This window comes from Niallia sp. M35, assembly GCF_050971705.1.
Lineage (GTDB): Bacteria > Bacillota > Bacilli > Bacillales > Cytobacillaceae > Niallia > Niallia circulans_A.
The window spans coordinates 231,678-252,261 of record NZ_JBPCEP010000008.1 but is presented as its reverse complement, the minus strand read 5'-3'; the positions used below and the strand labels follow the sequence as shown (position 1 = coordinate 252,261).

31 protein-coding genes and 1 other annotated feature are annotated in these 20,584 nt (G+C 33.1%); of the genes, 14 read left to right on the top strand and 17 right to left on the bottom strand.

The annotated features are described in order from the left end of the window. Window positions 1–32: 32 nt before the first annotated feature. Together NiCM35_RS13250 and NiCM35_RS13245 are read right to left on the bottom strand one after the other, a co-directional pair. On the bottom strand, window positions 33–773 hold the full coding sequence (locus tag NiCM35_RS13250) for a hypothetical protein (RefSeq protein WP_303985611.1): 741 nt from the start codon (window positions 771–773) through the stop codon (window positions 33–35). Next, complete coding sequence (locus NiCM35_RS13245; protein WP_171509666.1) at window positions 774–1,523, bottom strand: hypothetical protein; 750 nt, start codon at window positions 1,521–1,523, stop codon at window positions 774–776. Window positions 1,524–1,709: 186 nt separating this feature from the next. Between NiCM35_RS13245 and NiCM35_RS13240 the strand changes: the two genes are divergently transcribed. Beyond that, entirely contained in the window at window positions 1,710–2,324 is a 615-nt protein-coding gene (locus tag NiCM35_RS13240; protein ID WP_123257785.1) for a DedA family protein, read from the top strand. Between the two features lie 86 nt (window positions 2,325–2,410). Here NiCM35_RS13240 and NiCM35_RS13235 read toward each other — a convergent pair whose 3' ends face one another. The 7 genes from NiCM35_RS13235 to NiCM35_RS13205 all read right to left on the bottom strand — a co-directional run bounded on the left by NiCM35_RS13235 (window position 2,411) and on the right by NiCM35_RS13205 (window position 6,514). Then, window positions 2,411–2,911, bottom strand: coding sequence for an HXXEE domain-containing protein (locus NiCM35_RS13235; RefSeq protein WP_123259321.1), 501 nt, complete (start codon window positions 2,909–2,911; stop codon window positions 2,411–2,413). A gap of 264 nt (window positions 2,912–3,175) precedes the next feature. Then, window positions 3,176–3,511 carry a cupin domain-containing protein gene (locus tag NiCM35_RS13230; RefSeq protein ID WP_433779732.1) on the bottom strand — a complete coding sequence of 112 codons (336 nt, stop codon included), beginning with the start codon at window positions 3,509–3,511 and terminating at the stop codon, window positions 3,176–3,178. 39 nt (window positions 3,512–3,550) lie between these two features. Continuing rightward, complete coding sequence (locus NiCM35_RS13225; protein ID WP_095333746.1) at window positions 3,551–3,889, bottom strand: PH domain-containing protein; 339 nt, start codon at window positions 3,887–3,889, stop codon at window positions 3,551–3,553. Between the two features lie 70 nt (window positions 3,890–3,959). After that, window positions 3,960–4,502 carry a GNAT family N-acetyltransferase gene (locus tag NiCM35_RS13220; RefSeq protein WP_095333744.1) on the bottom strand — a complete coding sequence of 181 codons (543 nt, stop codon included), beginning with the start codon at window positions 4,500–4,502 and terminating at the stop codon, window positions 3,960–3,962. Window positions 4,503–4,719: 217 nt separating this feature from the next. After that, the gene (locus NiCM35_RS13215; protein WP_433779731.1) at window positions 4,720–5,394 is read right to left on the bottom strand and encodes a Type 1 glutamine amidotransferase-like domain-containing protein; all 675 of its coding nucleotides are present in this window, start codon (window positions 5,392–5,394) and stop codon (window positions 4,720–4,722) included. Next, a complete protein-coding gene (locus tag NiCM35_RS13210; protein WP_235850353.1) occupies window positions 5,387–5,959 on the bottom strand; it encodes a histidine phosphatase family protein in 573 nt (190 codons plus the stop codon). Before NiCM35_RS13210 ends, NiCM35_RS13215 begins: the two co-directional genes overlap by 8 nt. Before the next feature lie 24 nt (window positions 5,960–5,983). Beyond that, window positions 5,984–6,514 (bottom strand): GNAT family N-acetyltransferase, encoded by a 531-nt coding sequence (locus tag NiCM35_RS13205; protein ID WP_095333740.1) that lies wholly within the window; start codon window positions 6,512–6,514, stop codon window positions 5,984–5,986. 304 nt (window positions 6,515–6,818) lie between these two features. Here NiCM35_RS13205 and NiCM35_RS13200 point away from each other — a divergent pair, with 304 nt between their 5' ends. The 3 genes from NiCM35_RS13200 (at window position 6,819) to NiCM35_RS13190 (ending at window position 8,563) form a co-directional block, all read left to right on the top strand. Then, entirely contained in the window at window positions 6,819–7,649 is an 831-nt protein-coding gene (locus tag NiCM35_RS13200) for a type II toxin-antitoxin system SpoIISA family toxin (RefSeq protein WP_095333738.1), read from the top strand. A gap of 141 nt (window positions 7,650–7,790) precedes the next feature. Continuing rightward, window positions 7,791–7,973: a hypothetical protein gene (locus tag NiCM35_RS13195; protein WP_095333736.1), complete on the top strand. Its 183-nt coding sequence runs from the start codon at window positions 7,791–7,793 to the stop codon at window positions 7,971–7,973. Between the two features lie 455 nt (window positions 7,974–8,428). Next, the gene (locus NiCM35_RS13190; protein ID WP_268877141.1) at window positions 8,429–8,563 is read left to right on the top strand and encodes a hypothetical protein; all 135 of its coding nucleotides are present in this window, start codon (window positions 8,429–8,431) and stop codon (window positions 8,561–8,563) included. Window positions 8,564–8,583: 20 nt separating this feature from the next. Here the strand turns inward: NiCM35_RS13190 and NiCM35_RS13185 are convergent, their stop codons facing one another. From NiCM35_RS13185 to NiCM35_RS13170, 4 genes are all read right to left on the bottom strand, one after another. Next, a complete protein-coding gene (locus NiCM35_RS13185; protein ID WP_095333735.1) occupies window positions 8,584–9,099 on the bottom strand; it encodes a hypothetical protein in 516 nt (171 codons plus the stop codon). A gap of 300 nt (window positions 9,100–9,399) precedes the next feature. Next, on the bottom strand, window positions 9,400–11,040 hold the full coding sequence (gene metG / locus NiCM35_RS13180) for a methionine--tRNA ligase (protein WP_095333733.1): 1,641 nt from the start codon (window positions 11,038–11,040) through the stop codon (window positions 9,400–9,402). Window positions 11,041–11,138: 98 nt separating this feature from the next. Next, window positions 11,139–11,397: a binding site (T-box leader), on the bottom strand. Window positions 11,398–11,468: 71 nt separating this feature from the next. Continuing rightward, window positions 11,469–12,227 carry a class I SAM-dependent methyltransferase gene (locus NiCM35_RS13175; protein WP_095333731.1) on the bottom strand — a complete coding sequence of 253 codons (759 nt, stop codon included), beginning with the start codon at window positions 12,225–12,227 and terminating at the stop codon, window positions 11,469–11,471. Window positions 12,228–12,390: 163 nt separating this feature from the next. Continuing rightward, window positions 12,391–12,774: a PH domain-containing protein gene (locus NiCM35_RS13170; RefSeq protein WP_433779728.1), complete on the bottom strand. Its 384-nt coding sequence runs from the start codon at window positions 12,772–12,774 to the stop codon at window positions 12,391–12,393. A gap of 127 nt (window positions 12,775–12,901) precedes the next feature. Between NiCM35_RS13170 and NiCM35_RS13165 the strand changes: the two genes are divergently transcribed. From NiCM35_RS13165 to NiCM35_RS13150, 4 genes are all read left to right on the top strand, one after another. Next, window positions 12,902–13,225 carry an ArsR/SmtB family transcription factor gene (locus NiCM35_RS13165; RefSeq protein WP_095333728.1) on the top strand — a complete coding sequence of 108 codons (324 nt, stop codon included), beginning with the start codon at window positions 12,902–12,904 and terminating at the stop codon, window positions 13,223–13,225. Between the two features lie 28 nt (window positions 13,226–13,253). After that, the gene (locus tag NiCM35_RS13160) at window positions 13,254–13,484 is read left to right on the top strand and encodes a hypothetical protein (RefSeq protein WP_163186247.1); all 231 of its coding nucleotides are present in this window, start codon (window positions 13,254–13,256) and stop codon (window positions 13,482–13,484) included. A 12-nt stretch (window positions 13,485–13,496) separates the two neighbouring features. Next, a complete protein-coding gene (locus NiCM35_RS13155; RefSeq protein ID WP_095333725.1) occupies window positions 13,497–13,724 on the top strand; it encodes a hypothetical protein in 228 nt (75 codons plus the stop codon). A 92-nt stretch (window positions 13,725–13,816) separates the two neighbouring features. Further along, window positions 13,817–14,521, top strand: a complete 705-nt coding sequence (locus NiCM35_RS13150) for a DUF3298 and DUF4163 domain-containing protein (RefSeq protein ID WP_123257793.1) — start codon at window positions 13,817–13,819, stop codon at window positions 14,519–14,521. A 199-nt stretch (window positions 14,522–14,720) separates the two neighbouring features. On the opposite strand, the gene NiCM35_RS13145 is transcribed toward NiCM35_RS13150, so the two are convergent. Beyond that, entirely contained in the window at window positions 14,721–15,239 is a 519-nt protein-coding gene (locus tag NiCM35_RS13145; protein WP_095333722.1) for a pyrophosphohydrolase domain-containing protein, read from the bottom strand. Between the two features lie 268 nt (window positions 15,240–15,507). Here NiCM35_RS13145 and NiCM35_RS13140 point away from each other — a divergent pair, with 268 nt between their 5' ends. Continuing rightward, complete coding sequence (locus NiCM35_RS13140; protein WP_047940501.1) at window positions 15,508–15,831, top strand: hypothetical protein; 324 nt, start codon at window positions 15,508–15,510, stop codon at window positions 15,829–15,831. 56 nt (window positions 15,832–15,887) lie between these two features. Here the strand turns inward: NiCM35_RS13140 and NiCM35_RS13135 are convergent, their stop codons facing one another. Further along, window positions 15,888–16,055: a hypothetical protein gene (locus tag NiCM35_RS13135; protein WP_164463641.1), complete on the bottom strand. Its 168-nt coding sequence runs from the start codon at window positions 16,053–16,055 to the stop codon at window positions 15,888–15,890. Window positions 16,056–16,257: 202 nt separating this feature from the next. Here NiCM35_RS13135 and NiCM35_RS13130 point away from each other — a divergent pair, with 202 nt between their 5' ends. The 4 genes from NiCM35_RS13130 (at window position 16,258) to NiCM35_RS13115 (ending at window position 18,632) form a co-directional block, all read left to right on the top strand. Next, window positions 16,258–16,440, top strand: a complete 183-nt coding sequence (locus tag NiCM35_RS13130) for a hypothetical protein (protein WP_095333720.1) — start codon at window positions 16,258–16,260, stop codon at window positions 16,438–16,440. 102 nt (window positions 16,441–16,542) lie between these two features. Beyond that, entirely contained in the window at window positions 16,543–17,418 is an 876-nt protein-coding gene (locus NiCM35_RS13125) for a LysR family transcriptional regulator (protein WP_095333719.1), read from the top strand. 144 nt (window positions 17,419–17,562) lie between these two features. Beyond that, window positions 17,563–17,943, top strand: a complete 381-nt coding sequence (locus tag NiCM35_RS13120; protein WP_235850352.1) for a CidA/LrgA family protein — start codon at window positions 17,563–17,565, stop codon at window positions 17,941–17,943. Further along, window positions 17,940–18,632 carry an LrgB family protein gene (locus tag NiCM35_RS13115; RefSeq protein ID WP_095333716.1) on the top strand — a complete coding sequence of 231 codons (693 nt, stop codon included), beginning with the start codon at window positions 17,940–17,942 and terminating at the stop codon, window positions 18,630–18,632. The genes NiCM35_RS13120 and NiCM35_RS13115 overlap by 4 nt, the downstream gene beginning before the upstream one ends. 423 nt (window positions 18,633–19,055) lie before the next feature. Here the strand turns inward: NiCM35_RS13115 and NiCM35_RS13110 are convergent, their stop codons facing one another. After that, window positions 19,056–19,259: a cold-inducible protein YdjO-related protein gene (locus NiCM35_RS13110; RefSeq protein WP_171510321.1), complete on the bottom strand. Its 204-nt coding sequence runs from the start codon at window positions 19,257–19,259 to the stop codon at window positions 19,056–19,058. Window positions 19,260–19,697: 438 nt separating this feature from the next. On the opposite strand from NiCM35_RS13110, the gene NiCM35_RS13105 reads away from it, so the two are divergent. Then, entirely contained in the window at window positions 19,698–19,985 is a 288-nt protein-coding gene (locus tag NiCM35_RS13105; RefSeq protein ID WP_095333715.1) for a DUF6509 family protein, read from the top strand. A gap of 70 nt (window positions 19,986–20,055) precedes the next feature. On the opposite strand, the gene NiCM35_RS13100 is transcribed toward NiCM35_RS13105, so the two are convergent. Beyond that, window positions 20,056–20,451, bottom strand: coding sequence for a cytosolic protein (locus tag NiCM35_RS13100; protein ID WP_095333714.1), 396 nt, complete (start codon window positions 20,449–20,451; stop codon window positions 20,056–20,058). Window positions 20,452–20,584 lie beyond the last annotated feature (133 nt).

Genomic DNA, 20,584 nt, shown 5'->3' with positions numbered 1-20,584 from the left:
GATACTCAGCTCTCCTTTTTATGGAGAGCCTTTTACCATTGTTCACCTTCCCATTCATCCATAATTGTTATATTTTCTATTGTTGCACCTGAAATAGTATTTCCACCATTTTCATAGCTATTAAGTGGCACTATATAATTATTTTTCTTATCAAATCCTTTAATTCCATAATATAGTCCTTCCCCATTAGAAGAAATAAAATCTTCCTCCTGATTCTCTATCTTTATTTGTGCTGCATTCCATATGGCTCCCCATTTATCTGGCACTTTGTATATACCATATGGTTTTCCACTGATTGATACGTCTTCCTCGATTTGAATTGCTGGTTCATACCATTCACCGCTCCAGCCACTGGTAAAATGTCGGTCTCTTATTAAATAGAAAGTAAGAGTTTCTATCTTATTTTTTGAATCAAGATTCCATAGAAAATAGGATTCTGACTGATTTCCCGCCTTTATCCTCCATAAAAGCGGTTCTCCAGTGGTTGTTACATAGGTTACTTCCCATTTATTATCTATCCATTCTAATAAACTATAGCCATATTGTTTATCACTAGAAAGATGGGGAATGAAAACATGCTTTTCATCTAATGCTCTTTGGTCAAAAACTCTATTTATGCTAATTTCACCAGTATCTTCAATCATTTTTCTTATACTAGTTTCATTTGGAAGATCGGATGGAGAGCTTTCAGCTTCCTTTAAGAAAAGAAAAATAAATAAGCTTATAGCAATCATGACTACAACTAATAAATACCATACTCTGTTAAATTTCATCTATTCTGTTCCCCCTTTTAATACAGATTCAGAGGAGCGAAAATAGTACTGACCCTTTTCTGTTGAAATAAGCATCCCTTTTCCATCTCTTTCCATATAAATGGTAGATTCATAGCCAATCCCCCACTTTGGAGTCGCTCCTATAAGAATATAGGGAAAGCGTTCCATTGTCTGATGTGGCATCTGTCCTTCCTCTTCCAATTCTTCCTCCTTAATTTCTGGAAATGATTCATAATACCATTGCTGTGTATCCATTTTCCCAATCCCCCAAGAGGACAGACTTTCTATAAACAGCTCTTTATTAAGATCTGCTTGTTTGCCTGAAGGATGAATTAATAGAATGCCAGGATTATTTAGTTCAGCTAAAAAAGTCTCTACTTTATCAGTTGGATACAACAAACTTTGTACCAGAGAACTAAGCAAGGTTGTAATAAGAAAAATATAATTTCCAAAGAATCCAAGCCAAGCAAATGGTCGATACACCTTCCAACGTTCTTTCCGCTTTCCAAAAACCAATATAAGTATCCATACACCAAGTGGTAAAATAGCTATCTTTACTGGTGTTTCACTAACGATAAATGAAAAGTTAAAGCAAAATAAACCAATGTATATAATAATGACCATTTTCCATATAACAGGTTTTTCTGTTTGTTTTCTATACAAATAACATACTGCACCGATAAGTATGCCCCAACCAATTATAGTCATTATACTTGTACTTAACGCATTGGGAATCCAATAATCAAACATATACATTCTCCTATAAATCTATTGAATTAATCCTTATTTTAGCACAATTACCAAATAACAACATCTCATTTTGTAAAAATGTGAATGATATCATAATTGGAGAAATAGGATTATATTAGATGGTTTTAAAAGCATATGTTAAGATATTTTTATATATGTGAATGGAAAATATAAGGAGTGCACGGAATGGAAAATTGGATTATAGAAACGATGGAAAATTTTGGTTACTTTGGTATTTTACTATTAATTATGCTTGAAAATATCTTTCCACCAATCCCTTCGGAAGTTATTTTGACCTTTGGAGGCGCAATGACTGTAAAGACTAGTATGACCATAACAGGCGTTGTCACCGTATCTACAATTGGTTCTGTACTTGGAGCTATTATTCTTTATTTTATTGGTTCTTTATTGGATATAAGAAGATTGGAAAAAATCATTGAAAAATGGGGCCATATCCTTCGCTTAAAAAAAGCTGATTTATATAAAGCTGATCGCTGGTTTGATAAATTTGGCTATTGGACAGTCTTCTTCTGCCGCTTTATTCCACTTATTCGAAGTTTAATCTCGCTGCCAGCAGGCATGGCAAAAATGAACTTTGGTATTTTTCTATTTTTAACAACTATAGGTACATTCACATGGAATTTCGTTCTTATTCGTATTGGCGCTACAGTTGGTGATTCTTGGGAAGACATCGTTCATTATATGGACATGTACTCCAATGTAGCATACGTTATACTTGCTGTGATTGGTCTTGCAGTAATTGGTCTATACATATATAAACGCGTTATAAAACAAAAATAAAAGTTATCTCATGGCATTTGCCATGAGATTTTTTGTTCCTTTTCATTTCGACAATCAGATTTCCTGTTTTCTTTCCAATCCATTTTTTAATCCAAAGCGCTATCTTTAGAAAGTGTTATTTTGCCACCAATTTTAAACAAAAAAGGAATAAGCGCCACTAAAGTAATTCCTACAGTAAATGTGGAAATGACTAGCTCATGCCATCTAATTAAATTTATGGAAAACATTTGATAAATTACGAATGAATTGATTGGAAGGTTAAGTAATAAACCAGTAAGAAGTCCGGGTGCATACTTTTTCAACCAAACAGTTGCAATAAGATGCGGAAAAATAGCATTTAATATCATAGAACCTAAAAATCCAACAAAAATCCATTTCGATAAAACTGATTCTGGTCTGTATAAAAAACTGATTGCAGACAGATAAGCTAATATAGTTACAAAAATAACAGCAAAATTGAATTCCCTTGAAGTAACAGGCTTTTGAAACTTGGAAGATTGCTGAGACCATTTAGGCAGCCAAATTGCTTCTTCTATATTATGAAGTGTAATCGCAAAACAAAATAGTAGTATAAGTGAATAATCCATATACCTTTTCTCCACTCTTAAAGTAATTTCCCATCTTCATTATCCGCGGGCTTAATTTTTATATTTCCAAATCCGTTTTATAGAACAATTCGTTTACTGGATGGGTGATGATTCTTACATATAAAAAACATACGAGGAATGACAATCATACCAAGAACGAATATCATTACTAGTAATCTTTTATCCATTATTCTCCACTGTCCATATGATATAGAAAGCACCTTGCCTTTCACATTTATGATAATAATAGATAGCTAGGTAGCTTTAAAAAGGCTCTTTTAAGTTTGAAGCTTGAATTACGAATGCTGTCAAACCAGTATCAGATCCTGTTTCATGCCATTCTCCTTGCTTCCAAAAAACTGCCTCCCCTTTCTTTATAAGAAGCTTCCTATCATCGATATCTCTAACCCAGCCTTCACCCTCGACTACATGGAACAGCTGTGGAACCGGTGCTTGATGATTACCTAATATGCCTTTTGGACCAAGCGTGATAATGCCAATATTCGTAGCTTCATCTGTTTTCATGATTTTACAATAGCTAGCAGACACAGAATTGTATTGTTCTATGCTTTTTCCTTTGCCAATTGTAATTAATTTCATTTACCTAATCCTTTCTTTTTATTGTCACAGGATAAACAGTTATTTATACGTTTTTATTTTCGTCATAAAATCCTCTATATCCTCACTAATAATCTGTTTAAATTTCACTGTATCCTTTTTATATTTTATCGTTATATATTGATTCATTAAATTTCGCTTTAACTGAATGGCTTCTAAATTGGCATAATCAAAACTTTCGATTAGTTCATTTCCAGGAATGGAGTCTGCACAGAAAATTAATCGTTTTTCTGTTGCTGCCAGCATACCCGGACGCACTATTTTTTTATAAATAAACACTTCCAATGAACATCTAAGAGATCCTTGTATCGTTTCATTTTTCTTTAGTTGTTGTTGCAATATTTGAACGTCTGCTATCATCCATTTCCTCCTCCTTCTCCTTTTATTACTTTACGGCTGAAGTCGGCAAAAGATTCCTAATCCATTAACCTTAATCATTAGGATTAATGATAGCCAGAATTTGATGGTCTTTCCACTCTCCATTTATTTTCACATTGCTTTTGGCTATCCCTTCTTTGTGAAACCCAGCCTTTTCTAATACGCGAATCGAGCCAACATTATGGGGCATCACTCCTGCTTCTAATCGATGTAGACTAAGTGTATGGAAGGCATAATCAACTAATTTTTTCACAGCAAGAGTCATATAGCCTTTGCCGTTACTGTCTTTATCAAGAACATAACCAACAATGGCATTATGTGCTGGCTCTCGTCTTACCATGTATAAATTAACACTCCCAATTAACTCATTGGACTCTTGTAGAAAAATGCCAAAATGATAATCACTGTCTTGCTTTGCATTTTCTTTCCATGTGTTAATAAGCTGTTCTTGAAAATGCAATGTATAGAACTCTTCCTTCCGAGCAGTCGAATAGTCTTTAAAAAAATCTCGATTTCTTAATTCTAGGTTCCATAGTCCCTCTGCATCCTTTTCCTCTAATAATCTTATGTAAATGGGATCTGTTGTTTGAACCATTTTTATCCACCCTTCTAGATCTATATTGTAATCAATCTGCATAAACGAAAAACAACGAAATTTTCCGAAAATAAAAAATACAATCATTTAATCTTTTTCATTTTAGACTAGGTTATAATAAATAGCTTCCTAGTAAAAAAGGTTAATCATAAAAATACTATACTAAAGGTCTTCTTTCCTTATGGTTAATAAAATTGATTGCGTAAAATTTATAATCCTATAAAAAATTGATTTTTTCCATTTTTTCAAGACGATTGTTGTTAATCTGATAAACATTATTTCCTTCCACAGCCATTAACCGATTGTTATAAAAATACATGCCCGTACCTTCATCTATTCCAAAATGTATATGTGGCTGAAACTTTATAACAGCTTTCCTTAAATGATTTTCATCCATCCATTCACTAAAATGAACTGCAATAACTGTATTTTTCAACAGCCCTAATCCTGTTTGCCACTTAAAAACTTGATCTTCATTGTCATTTGCTGAAATGATACAATGCTCCATACTAATAAGAGCTCCCGCAGAAAATCCAGCAATTGGTACTCCTGCTGAAAATTGTTCTTGGAGAATCCTTGATAAAGATGTCTCGACAATATACTTTGCATATTGTTCCGTATTACCTCCACCAATGATAATCCCGGCACTATTCTTTAGCAGCTCAACGGCGTCTTTCTCTGAAATAGTTAGCAAAGGGATAAATTGGAATTCTGTTATTCCATTTTCTATCAATTTTTTTGTATACTTAGCCATATACTCCTTCCAGTTTGGTCTATCGATAATTAGAAAAGAAATTTTTCCTGTCCGTACAGAAACCAGTTCGGAAAATTTTCTTGCCATTTTATAGGTAAATGGCGGGCCGCCGCCAAATAAGAATAAATGTCTATTCATTATTATCCTCCCATATTCTCTCAACCGTTAATATTTGCTTCCCTTCAAATATTAATTTATAAATATCAGGCATCTCTAAATTCTTCCAAAATGTATAATCATACTCCTTTGAAAAGTAATTCATCATTAAAACCATGATATTTCCATGTGTTCCGATAACAATTCTTTTATTTTCATATTGCTTTAGTATGTGAAATAAAGCTTGGACTCCTCTTTTTTGGGCTATTAAATTAGACTCTCCACCATCCCAGAAAAAGGTTTCCTCTCTCCAAACTTTTTCGATGGCAGTATTAAAATCAGGAATAGATCCTTTTGCCAATTTACGTTCTCTAAAATCGTGTATAAGCTTGATATCTGTTTGAAAATATTCTGCAACCCCTTCTATGGTCTGAATCGCTCTCTTATATGGGCTCGATAAAACAATATCGATAGCTTCCTTTTCCATTCGTTTAGCGACTTGTTTAGCAGCAGAAAGGCCTTTCTCCGACAAAGGCCTTTCTAATTCATCTGCCGAATATACGGAATGTGCATGCCTGACAAAATAAATCGTTGTTCTAGATTTCAAATTGTTCATCCCACCCAGCATTTTTTATTCATCTTTCAGAATAGAGTATACATTTATATCAAAGGCCTTTGCATTCTGTTCATAGTACTTTCTCAAAATACCTTCATGCTGAAAGCCAAGCTTTTGAATCAGTTTATTTGATGCTTCGTTTTCTAAATAAATCATAGCTCCCACCCGATTTAAATGAAGCTCTTCTAATGCATAGGAGACAACTTTTTGGACTGCTTCAGATGTATAACCAGAGCGACCATATTCAGGATTGATTTCATATCCGATTTCTGCTCTCTTATGAGAAAGAACTAAATTGTTTAAACCAAGTGTACCAATAAGTCGAGTAGTTCCTTTGATCTGCATGCCCCATCTAATTCCTCGTTGATTTTCAAAGTTATTAGCAAAATGTCCAATTAATGCTTCTACTTGTTCCATACTTGTAAATGCTTCTTGCCCATAGTACTGCATAACTTCTTCATTAGAAAAATAAGCAAATAAATCTCCAGCATCCTCTTTCTTAATCTCTCTTAATAGCAATCTCTCTGTCTCTAATATTGGAAACATCCTTATTCCCCTTTTCTCTGTACGTCTTTTGTTTACCATTATTTTCTTATTATAAGGGATAACTTTAGATTATCCTAGAGGGACTATTTTATATGCTTTCACTTCCCTTTACTTTTTTATTCTCATCCAAACATTCAATTAAAATAGGAAAAATTCAGGGTGTAAATCCATTCTCTTTTATAGAAAATGTCGAACTATCTATACGTTTATATGTAAAGAAGGATTTCTTTTTTCTTTTATTTTCCATTACAATTATTAATGCGTGGTATAATAGTTTGGTAAGCGATTAAAGGGAGGATAAACATTGGCGGCAATCTATTTTGTTTTTATTACGGCAATGATTTTATTGATTGTTCTTTCACTCATCTATTTTTGGTGGCGAACAGATAAATATGTGGAAAATCTTCAAGCAATTCGAAAATCATATTATGTTTTATTTTTTCTCCTTGTTTGTCTTGGAATCTTGACAAAGCAGCTGCAAATGTCTGACTGGACAATGATTTTGTCGTTAGCAAGTGCTGCCGTTTTCATTGATATTGCGGTTTTCCAAACACCTGATATTCTTAAAATTTGGAATACTGAATTTCAACATAGTAATTATATTCGAAAAACGATTCGCAAAAATGAAGAAGTATTAGGCTACAATGCTAAAAAGGTTCAGAATTTTACTGAAGTTATTTCCAAAACAGCTGATCATTTTATCGAACGTAATCTTCCCCAGCATTGGCGTCAATATAAAGATGAATTACGTACTTATTTAAACCTGTATGCAGACACATTTCAATTTCATATTGCGATTTTCCCTTTTGCAATTAGTGCAAGCGGGGATGATTTAAAGCAAAACTTAGAATCTGCTTTTAATAGTGTAGAAATTTGCTATAATATTAGCTTTTTAGACAGAGAAGTGAAAGAAAATATTATTCAAGATCTTCTAGCAGGGAAAAGTATCCCCTTAAAAGACCAAGAAAATAATATAAATAATGAGGATTTAGTCAAAAATGTTTTTATCGTTGCATATTATGGGGAAAGTTATAATATGTTGATAGGTATCAGCTCCCAGTTCGTCGAAGTGGATGGAATTGATGCTTCCCACATCCTTAACTTAGCACAAATTTTCGATTGGTACATGGTTTAAGGCTCCTTTTTACCTGCTTTGTAGTATAATAATATGTAGAAAAAAAGCATGAGCAAAATTTCACGATCTAAAGTTTTATAGTTTTGGAGATTAATAGCTTGTGCCGGATTTTATAAAATTTTCTATAAAGGAGGAATTGATATGGCAGAAAAAAAGAAAACTGCAATTGCTTCTACTCCTGCACCATTCAATAAACCAAAGAACCAGACAAAAAAATCAATGAATCCGAATAGGAGAAAGATGACTGTAGCAGTATCAGAAACATTTGAAGATATTCATGACATGAATAAGAAAGCACTGAACTTACTAGCTAAACGTGCCTAATGAAAAGAGTCTATAGAAAAGGAGGGGAGATTTCTACTCTAAAAAACCCCTCTCCTTTTCTAAGACTCTTCTTTTTTAGGCTATATATTAAAATCTTTTTAATGTCACGGCTTAATATTTCGCAATAAATGGTAAACGTATTAATAAATGGAGGTTCGGAAATTTGCCACTGATTTTTCCGATAGCAGGCGGTATCTTAATGACATTATTTTATTGGACGAATAACTAACACCATTTTTCTTTATTTTAGGAGTACTCTTATTTATTAAGCATAATCCTTAATGTTAAAGCTTTCACCAGTTTGAAGAAGGAGCTGGAAAATTAATATCATATATCGTTTACTTTCACTTTCTTGCTGTTATATTATATCCTGTCTTTCATTTTCTAAATTACTTGTATAAAAACACCAATTATACGGACAACCTATAAATAAAAAGTAACGAGGCAATTTTTGTATGACTTTAAAAAGAAAACAAATCCATAATCCCAATAGACGGCATATGTCTGTACCAGCCATGCATTTTTCTGTTTCCATATACAATAAACAGGCTTTAGCTATTTTAGAAGCGATTGAAAAAAGTAAAAGATGATCCTTTTCTTTTCATGGCCACTATTTTATTTTAGGTTCTTTCTTACTGTAGTGCATATCTGCTTGTAAATGCTTATCTACATAGGAATAAAACTTTTCCATTGTATCTTTTTCTTTTAAAATAGTTTGAAGCTTTTGAGGATCTTTCCTGACTACCTTATGTTTTTTTAATAGCTGAAATACTTCTGGCAAAATACTGATGTCTTCACTTTCTAAATGTAAAATCGATTGATCCTTTAATTGGATAATCATATTGACATGTAATGAGGAGCCTAAAAGATATAGATAAACAGTAGGAACTCGTTGCACATTAAATTCCACAGAAACAATGTCTTTATACCGAATGGTTCGTAAATTCCGTTTCTTTTTCCGTCTAAATAACCCGCATGGTGTAAACAGAATACCTAAATCATTAAAGCTTGTATAACATATGGGATAAAGTTTACTTGCATAAGGGGGATATTTCTTTCCATATACCTCGACAATAACTGGCAAGACTCTGTTTGTTCCAGGTGATACAAACTCACTCCACTTCATTTCCGCTCCCTCCTATTTATTAAATGCCTCCTTCAGCCCTTTTACCATTCGCTCTTTCGTTATCATCTAATTTATTCTGTTACAATCGATATATTGCCAAGCAAACACTTCTTTTCAAAATCCTATATTTAACCTAGTATATTCTATATATCACGAAAAAGTTATAAAGAATCATGCAATAGATAATTTATTCGCTAAGTACAAGCTATTTTCCTCTGAAAATACAGCAATTTTCTACAGCATATTTTTCAGCTCTCCCCTTTTTCAATCACCTTAAAAAGAGGAGAGAAATGACAAAAATCAGGAATGTTTTTGTCCCATTATCAGTTGATTTAGTTCTTCTTCTATTAATCCTAAATCTAAGCGCTCAAAAAGGGGAGCGACATATATTATTTCCTTAGGAAGTGTATATTGTATATGCCACTCTATATTTGTAATTCCAAGCATTGCTCTAATTTTACGCGCGGAAAATGGGAGAAATGGTTCAAGAAGGTGGGCGAGATTGACAATCATAAATGTACAATTTGCTAATGTCATTTCACCAGCCTCCTTATTTATTTTTACTTGTTCCCACGGTTTTTGTTGATCAAAATAGCGATTTGCAGACCGAATATAAGAAAAAATTTCTTCTAATGCTTTTTTGCTTTTTCCTCTTTTTATCCAATTACCAGCGCTTTGATAAACATCTTCTGTGCTAGCAATGATTTTTTGGGAAACTTGTTTATCAGGAACCTTGCTATTATAAGCTTTTTGAATAAACTTTAACGTTCGATTCACAAAGTTCCCATAGGCACCTAATAATTCACTATTATGGCTATAAATAAATTCTCGCCAAGAAAAGTCGGTATCCCTTGCTTCTGGAGCGTTTATCGTTAGAAAATACCGAATCGAATCAGGATCATATTTCTGTAAAATATAAGGAACCCAAACAGCCCAATTTTGACTGGTAGATAATTTCCTTTTTTCTAATGTTAGATATTCACTGGAGACAATATGGGTTGGTAGCGATTTTCTTCCCAATCCAAGTAAAATACTCGGCCAAATAACTGTATGAAACGGAATATTGTCCTTGCCATGAACATAGTAAGATATTGTTTCAGAGCCCCAATAATCATCCATATGAAGACCTTTTTCTTTACAAGCCTCCATACTTGCTGTTAAGTAGCCAGCTACCGCTTCGATCCATACGTAAATTTTCTTTCCTTCAAATCCTTCTAATGGTACGTCAATCCCATTAGGTAAATCTCTAGTTACCGCCCTGTCTGGCAGTCCTTCTCGCAAGTACCTTTTCGTTAAGGAAATTGCATTTTCATTCCAAAGCTGATTATCTTCTGCTTGTTTCACATAGTTTTCAAGCTCTTTCTGAAAATCGCTAAAAGTGAAATAGAAATGTTCTGTTTTCTTAATGACAGGTTCCTCCCCACAAATTTTACAGCGTTTATCTTTTAATTCTAGTGGATCTAAAATCGTAGAACAGTGATCACATTGGTCTCCTCTGGCCTTTTGCTTGCAATGGGGACAAATTCCTTCTACAAATCGATCTGGCAAAAATTGATTGTCCTTTTGGCAGTATGCCTGCTCTACTGTTTTTCTGGATAAATAGCCCTTTTTCAATAAAGTTAGAAAAATCTCCTGAACTGATGCATGATGATGTTTAGCGTCTGTTCTTGTGTAAAGATCGTACGAAAAGCCTAGCTTAGCAAAACACTGCGAAAATTCTTTATGATAGCGATCTGCTATTTCTTGAACGGATGAATTCTCTTGATGGGCGCGAATAGAAATAGGTGTCCCATTACAATCACTACCTGATACATAGAGAACTTCTTCTCCCTTTTGCCGAAAATAACGAGCTAAAATGTCTCCTGGCAATAATGCTGCCACATGACCTAAATGCAAAGAGCCATTCGCATATGGCCATGCTCCTCCTATAAATATACTCATATTTACTTCCTCCTTTTATAAAATTGCTTCTTCTTTTCATTCATTTGAAAATTATTCTTCAAATAAAAAAGCATAAAAAAAACGCCCTAATCTAAAAAGATTAGGACGAGTTAACCCGTGGTACCACCTAGCTTTACAAATAGTTCACAACTATTTGCCTCTAATCAGTACGTCTAAAAAAACAAGAGATACTGCTGCTGTTATAACGAGTGCCTATCTCGTCGTAGTCTACTCACGAATCGCTTTCGGTACGAAGCTCCAAGGTCATTTTCAATAAGGTTCATTTGCCTCTTTTCCACCATCAGAAGCTCTCTTTAAAATCTCCCCTTATTTACTTTTCCTTATCAACGCTAAACAAATTTATTAAGACTTATTGTAAATAGATCCCTACTTAATGTCAACATCTTTTGGTTTAATTTGCCCTTCAGCTAAATGACAGCGCCTACATAAACATGCAGATCATTAGGAACGAGAATGTTTCCATCTTTACTGTACTTATCGAAAAGAAACCCTAGTTCTTCTACAAACTCATCATAAAAAGGATCGTCTTTTTGCGGAGAATAAGAAGCGGAAAGATTTCGACCAATAAAATGTTCTTTATTCATTTTTAATGGATTGGATACCGCATAATGTTCATATCCATTTGTGAAAAAATGCTGCAGACCCAAACGCTCAATATTTATTCCGCCACTAAACCCTTGGAAATTCGGACAGTATCTTTTCGATATTTTAGCAGTTTCCGAATTTAATTGACTCGTATGATCACGACTATTCCAAATGAGCATGACCTGACCATTTTCCTTCAGAATACGTTTACATTCCTTTTTAAAAACATTGGCATCAAACCAATGAAACGCCTGTGCAACTGTAATTAGATCTACACTATTATCTGCGATTCCCGTGTTTTCGGCTGATGCATCTAGACAGGTCACCTGTTTGAAGTCTTCCATTCTAGCTTTCAGAATAGATCTCATCTCATCATTCGGCTCTATGGCGAAAATATATGTGCCGATATTCGCAACTAACTCGGTAAAAATCCCTGTGCCTGCTCCGACATCTGCGATGACAAAATGATCATTCGAGCCACTATACTCGGAAATAAGCTCCTTAAAAAAACGTTTAGGATAACCTGGACGATAACGATCATACAATGTGGACTTCCCTGAGAATTTAGCCTTTGAATTCATTGTATTCCCCCTCTTTAACCATTCTCTTTCCTTCTTCCCTGATTTATCCTATTCCCACCATACTAAATAAATATTCCACAAAGAATATTACATTCCTGCTATTAATTGATAGGAACAGCCCAGCTTTCATTCTCGCTTTTATGCTGGACTGCAATCTTCAAATTTAGGCTTTAGCAACATAACTTGCCAATGCTTTTTGCACGTCATAAATGCTATTATCTTTTTTGAATTGTTTAGAAATGGCTGGCAATTCTGCACCAGAGATCCAAATTTTCAATTCAGCATCCAAATCAAAATGACCTGCAGTTTCTATACTGAAACGCGAAATACTTTTATATGGTACAGACAAGTACTCGACTTTTTTACCTGTCAATCCTTGCTTATCGACAAAAATTAGTCGTAAGTCTGTGAACACAATTAAATCTCTGACTAATTTATAAGCAAGCTCGATTTTTTCATTAGAACCGATTACGTTGCTTAATTCCTTTTCTAGTTCCTTCACATCTGTTTCACTTGCATTTCCCATCAGCCCATTTAAAAAGCCCATTTTATCAACTCCATAAAAATTTATGATTTGTAGCTTAATCTAATTATCCACTTTCTGTCTATTGTTTGCAAAATATACGCAAATATCTACTTGCCTTTCTTTTATACCTGTAATATTATTATTACATATGAAACATATAAAAAACGGAGACAAATTACTACTAATTCTTGAATCATTATCAAACCCATATCGTTTGAAAATTATCGCTATCTTGAAAAATGAAAAGAAATATGTCAGCCAACTAGCTAGAGAACTTGGAATAAGTAGACCTTTATTATATTTGCATCTTCAAAAATTAGAAAATGCCGAGTTAATTAAAGGGCATCATGAAATTTCTGAAGATGGAAAAGCAATGAAGTATTATGCGTTAATTCCTTTTTCTCTTCCTTTATCAGAGGAATTAATTGCAGACCTGGCTGACAGTGTCACGATTAAGAAAAGAAAGGAGTAAACAAAAAATTATTTCAGGAGGGAACGAAATGCAAGTATTCAGTGTGATCAATCTTTTTATCGTCAGTATTCCTATTCTTACAGTGCTTGGTTTCATATTTTATATAACAAGATATATGAAAAGAGCGGAAACGCGCGCAGATGAAAAGTTGAACTTAGAAAGAGAAAATATAGCCTATCAAAAGGAACAAATAGAAGCACTAAACAAAGTGAAAGAAAGAATTGTAAACATCGAAAAATTGTTAAATGAGACAAATTAAAGGAGATAAATGATGAGCGATCTTTTATTACTTTTACCAACTCTACTCCTTTACATCTTCATCCCAGCTTTGCTGATTTTTATCTTAGTACAATTTCTAAAACGAAAAGAAGCGAGAGCAATAGAAAGATTAAAGGTAGAAAAAGATAGCCTTTCCATACATAAACAGCAAATGACCATTATTAATGACTTAAATAAACAACTTTATTCGATTGAAAAAATGCTAAAAGATGTAGAATAATCTACACCTTTTAGCATTTTTTTTATATCCATACATTATACACTCAAAAAAGGGAAAAATAGCATGAAGACTAGAAAGGAATGAAGTGATGTATGAAAAGACAAACATATATATTGGTACCATTTATTATCATGTTAATCCTGATAACCTTTGTTCAACCTATATCTACAGTTGCCATTAAATCACCAAATGTTGTTATGACAAAACAATATAAAAATATTGAAAAACTAAAATATCCATTTCTAGTTAGTGCCCCTAACAACAAAGCGCAGAATAGTGTAAACAAAATCTTATTACAACATATAAAAGCATCGTATAATCAATACATAAAGTTAATGAAAGAAATGGAAAAACTCAAAAAAGAATCGATCTGTAAAGAATCAGCATCTGCCTGTCAGTTCGAATACATAACCAACTATCAAGTGAAATACAACCAAAATAATAAATTAAGCATTTTATTTTCTGACTATCAATTTACTGGGGGAGCACATGGAAATACGGTGATAACAACCTATAATTTCGACCTCAAATCAGGAAAGCTATTAACATTGGATGACTTTCTACCTTCCAAGGAACATTATGGCAAAGTAACAACTTATGCAATAGCATATATGAAAAAACACCCAGAAATATTTTTCGCAGATCCAGAAGAATTCACGGATTTTAAAGTGACAAACGAAACGAATTTCTATTTAGCAGACAACGGAATTGTACTCATTTTCCAGCAATACGAAGTTGCCCCGTACGCTTCTGGCAATCCATCGATATTCATTCCGGCATCTGTACTCTCTAAATAAGTTAATTTAAAAAGTAAAAAGGTGCATTATTAAGTATTGCTCGAAGGGAAAAGCAACATCATCCGAAAAGACTTATTATGAAAAAGCTATTACAGAAACGTTATTTTTATAGCTAATTAAAAACACGGATAATTATAGAAGCTCGTTTGCAGGCTTTTATTAATTATTCGTGTTCGTCTTTTTATTGAATATTCAACTGCTATTTGTCTTTATTTTTTCTTTGTCTTTCTATTTCTGCTTGTAGGCGCCCTTCAGGAGCGAAATCTTTTTCCCAATTTGGCGGCTTAATAATTTTGCCATCTTCTTCTCTAAATCTTGGTTTACCATCTTCAAACAGCTTGCCCATATTTGCTTCTTGAACAATTTGGAAGAGTGAAAATGGTTCTACACCGGCAATGACAAAACTTCCTTGATTAAAATATTCTACATCCGTTAAAGCATCCATTTGTGCTACTAATTTATCGTCAACGGGTTTCTTTTCTGTAAGTATTTTATCAGCAGCTTTATTTAATCCCTTTAAAAACTGCTCATATAACGCTTTAAATTTACTTTCGTCCCCTTCTGCTGTTGCATATAAAAATTCTACTAACTCTTCTCCAGTCCAAACGGCTCGATTAACAGCTGTTTTTTCTGCGATTGCAGTAGGTTCTGTAGCTACTTCGTGTCCAAATGCTTCATGAAATTTTTTTACCATATGATACATTGTATTATTATCCATTATTACTCCTTCTCACAACTTCTGCCATTTCTTTCAATTAGATTAAGAAATGCTGATTTAATTAATCATAAATATTGTACCATTAGATTCCCTGTTTTGCAGGGGATTCGATTAATTTTAAAAAATTCCACAGCAAAAATCGTCTATTTCTTTTATATAACACCTTTAAAATACTATTATAATAATCTTTTTCAAATAGTGAAAAAACACTAATTTACTACAGTTTAATAGCCTGTTATAATACTAGAGGGAAAGAGGTGTTTAATCAATGGAGATATTTAGTATTCAAGAATTAGAAAAAGTAATACGTCATGTCGAAATTGAAGGACAAGGGGGAATTTTTCAAGAAGAAACAGGGAAACAACCTAAAGATTATCCGAAGGAATTCCTTGGTCGTATTGTTAATTACATTACCGATAATCAGTTAATTAAAAAAATCCAGAAATTAACCGATGATGAAGCACTTCACTTATTTGTAAAATCAGTATACGTTGTCTGTATTAAGGATTTACATAGCGCTGATGATATCCAAGAACAAGATCTTGTACAAAAAGTTTTTTCAGATTATTTAAAAGAAACATCGATGGCCTAATAATATATAAGTATATTTTGCAACATAACAAAGACTAGGATGGATTTCACCCTAGTCTATTTTTTCTCTATTTGTTCTCTTGATTGAATACGGTAAATATTACTGTATATAAGCTCTGTCGGATTTTTTTTGTATAATTTTTCATATTTTTTGTGGGCAATTAAGTTATCTTTCCAATTACGAGGAAAGACGATTTTCTCTTTTAATTCGTGAAAAATACTCATGATGTTCCCACCTTTTCAAAATGATAATCTATGTATACCCACCTATATTCCTTCTTTAAACCTAATATTCTTATCCATTTTTATATTTTTAGTGTAAAAAGTATTTTTTGCTAAAAAGAATCACACAATAGTTGTACTTCCCTTCTTCTTTGCGTAAAATAAATAAATAGTTATCTATTTTTTAAAGGACAGGAAGTTAATTATGACAAAATTCGGTTGGGTTTTAACGTTGGTTGGGTTTCTTGCAATCTTAAGTAGTATTCTTTATCCACTTGATGTTATTAGTAAGCAAACGGTCTTGATTCTTCTTTTCGGAGGAGCTGGAACTATGTTTGTTGGTTCAATGATTAGAAACTTATCCCTTCTAAAAAAAATCCCTAAATAACTGGATGGAAAAGGGGTTAAAGCTAATGTCCATTTCCATCCAGTCACAAGGCTGTCTCTATGATAGGGACAGCCCTTTTCAATCATAAAAGGAGGAAAAATAATGGAAATTAGACAGCTACATTACTTCGTGGAAGTGGTGAAACAAAAGAATATGACAAAAGCCTCAGACAAGCTTCATATTTCACAGCCTGCGCTAAGTAAAGCAATCAAAAGCTTAGAAGCCGAGATTGGTTTAACCCTAATTCACCGCTCCAATAAAACCCATGAGCTTACAGATGCAGGGTCAGTCGTATATGAATATGGGCAAAAAATTATTGCACAAGTGGAAGAAATGTCATCTACCCTGCACGATATGACCAATTTAACTAGAGGAAATATTAATATTGGCCTTCCGCCAATCATCGGAAGCTTATTCTTCCCAAAAATAATCGCCGCATTTCATAAAGCATATCCAAATATCCAAATAAATATAAAAGAATATGGTGCGGCAAAAGTTGTTAAAAGTGTCGAAGAGGGTGAATTTGAAATGGGTGTCGCTGTACTTCCCTTAGCAGATGAAGCTTTTAACATCTTCCCACTTGTAAAGGAAGAAATGAAATTAATTGTACCTGTATCTCATCGGTTTGCAAATAGACAAAAGGTGCAAATGAAAGAATTAAAAGAAGAAGAATTTATTTTTTACAGTGAAGAATTTGCCTTATATGAAATTATGCGCAAAAAATTTATCCAAGAAGGATTTGAGCCAAATATTATCTTCAAAAGCTCCCAGTGGGACTTTATGGTTGAGATTGTGGCAGCAAATCTAGGAATTTCAATCCTCCCCGAATCAATATGTAATCGAGCAAATAATAATCAAGTTCGCTTTGTTGACTTAGAGCCTATTACCAATTGGGAACTAGTCATCATTACGAAAAAGGATCGCTATTTATCCGTTGCTAGCAGAAGATTCATTGACTTTGTTCTTAACAATGAATAAAGTCCATATATCTTCTAATATCATTATAACTATTAGTTATATTAACTATAATTACTATGTATTTTACGAATAACTAAGTTAAGCGTATGATATTCATATACGAAAGAGATGGAAGATTTCATTCCATCAAATGAATATCAGAAGGTGATCTCATTGAAGAATATAGTGATAATTGCTGGGCAAATCATATTCCTTCATGTTTTTCTTTTTATCGGGATGGGAATTAAAATGATTGTTACAATACCAATTCCTGCTTCAATGATTGGATTAATAATTCTTTTTATTGGTTTAAAGCTTAAATTAGTGAAAGTGGAATGGGTAGAAAAAGGGGCAGCTTGGCTGCTTGCAGAATTGTTGTTATTTTTTATTCCATCAGCTGTTGGAATTGTTAATTACAACGAAATTTTAAATATAAAAGGAATTGAAACAGTCTTACTAATTGCAATAAGCACATTTTTTGTTATGGGGGCTACAGGTTTTACTGCTGAAAAAATATATAACAGAAAGAGACGTTTTAGCAAATGATCAAAATTATAATTCTTACCATTATTACTTATGTGCTTTATCGAATAGCAAAAGCATGTTATAAAAAATATAATATGCCGCTATTTCACCCATTGTTAGTTACCCCTATCTTGCTGATCTTATTTATTACTGTTTTTCATATTCCAGCAACGACTTATATGGAATCAGCCCAGCCATTAACCCATTTATTGGGTCCGGCGACTATCGCTTTTGCTGTTCCTATTTATAAAAATTTACATTTATTAAAAAAGCATTTTTCCATTATTATTGTCAGTGTAACAACAGGCACTTTAGTCGCCATCTTTTCATCCTATTTATTATCTATTTTGATTCGTTTAAATAATGATTTTATTATGAGTATTTTACCACGTTCCATAACTACCCCTATTGCTATTGTTGTTTCAGAAGAAATCGGTGGTTTGCCAACATTAACAACGATATTCGTCATTATAACAGGGGTTCTTGGAGGAATTATAGGTCCATATGCAATAAAATGGCTATCCCTTCGATCTCCCATTGCAAAGGGCCTAGCGCTTGGAATGGGAGCGCATGGAGTTGGAACATCAAAAGCAATGGAATTTGGTGAACAAGAAGCGACCTTCTCGACATTAGCCATGATATTAGCAGCGTGGATTACTGTCCTATGGGGTACATCCTTAATTCCATTAATGCTTAATTTGACTGTATAATTAAGCAAGTTTTTGGTACAAGAAATAAATTTTAGCTTCGCTATTACTATCGCAGCCTTCATACACTTTGCTCTTCACATGATAAGCGAAGTGTATGAAGGCTGCACTCTTTTTCCAACTAAAAAAGTTTTATCCATTCAGTATTAAAATTGAAAAAATGGTGCTAGAGACACTCTCCTGGCTTTAGGAGTCTAGGTGTCTCTAGCACCATAGTGTATGTGGATAAAAATGATCCGAAGAGCTCAAACAAAAATGTTTGCATTTATATATTTATTTGCGTTTATTTTAAGCTGGAATATATTTATTTATGTCCCAGCTTAAAATAAACGCAAATAAAAAAATCTCCATCGGTGGATAAGACCTCACAAGATTATCCACCTGGAAAATCTTGTGAGGTCCATCCTATTTTGGAAAATTCCTTTTTTATTTTGAATATATACTATTATTATTAACCACTTGAAGCTCTCTAGTTGTTTTTACCATGTCACTTCCGCAGATTGGGCACTTTGGTGTCTCACTGCTTTTAAAATTATCACGGATCCAACATTTACACGTATCTGATGTACAATCCCAAACCACCACTTCTTCTTTAACAATTTCTTCATTATTTCTTCTACCAAATCCCATTGCCAAATGAAGCACCTCCAGGAAGCTAATTATTTGTTAAAACTTTAGTTTTCCATCTCTGTTCATAAAAAGTAAAACATTACTTCTACAAACTCATTCAAGAACTACAAAACGAAAGTCTTAACAGGATAAAATAAAAAACACTTGTAAACCAGAGAAAAACATAAAAAAATCCCTAAACAAGTGTAAACAAAAAATATAATCTAAAAACTAAAATCTAATATTAAATATACCATATACTAATAAAAATGTCAAACAGTTTATTATGCCATACTTTCTACCTCCAATGCAAATATTATTTTAAAAACTACTTTATTTTTTTTTAAATCGATTCGCCCCCTAAAAGGAATACAATTAGCTATTCTGACTTTAATATGATATTATTTTCAAAGTGAAAGTACTATAATATTGTTTTGAATTTATTGGAGGTTTATAATAGTGAACATTAAAGAATATACAGTTGAGGAAATTAAAGATCCTACCGGCATCCTTGCTGGCCAGCGTTTTGAATTTTTCCTTACTGTTGAGTTTGATGAGGAAGATGAATTAGCAAATGAAGATCATTTACAAATAAAAATCTTATTTTCTGTGGACGACAATGGTTCCCATATATTGAATTATCATTTTTATGATAGCTTAGAAAATAAATATTTGGATTATGGTTTAGAGGAAGATGAATTAGCAGAAATACAAGCATTTTGCAAGCAACATTATTTAGAGGATTAATATTAAACCAATTCCGTTCAAATGGAATTAAGCTAATAAAGCTGGAGAAAATAATCTCCAGCTTTTCTCTTTATACTTCTACCAATTTTCCATCCTCTACAATATGGTGCATTAAATGAGCCAGATAGTGAATAGGACCAAAGTCTTCTTCTTCCTCTTCTTCGCCTTCTTCATACTGGAGATCATTTAGGTGCAGGGCAACAAATTGATAAAAATCTTTTAAATGAAAACTAAAGCATGCTGTTGGTTCTTCCTTTTCTTCTTCATATTGCAGGACTAAGTATGATTCTTTACCTTGTTCGTCTTCAGCGTCAAAATATATAAAGAATCCGATATTTGTATCTAATTCAAATAATTGACGTGTACCGCCACTGGTAACACGATTAAAATCATCTTCACTTAGTTTTTGCACAATCATTTGGTCTACTCCATCTTCTACATGAAAATTCACCGTAAATTCTTTCATGTTATGCACCTCTTTCTTTCTCTATATCATTTAACAGATCAAAACAAACTGAACTTTAAACCCAATATGAATCACAACTCAATGATCCGCTAAGAAACAAACATCAAGCAAATTCATTTAGGCTTGATGAAAG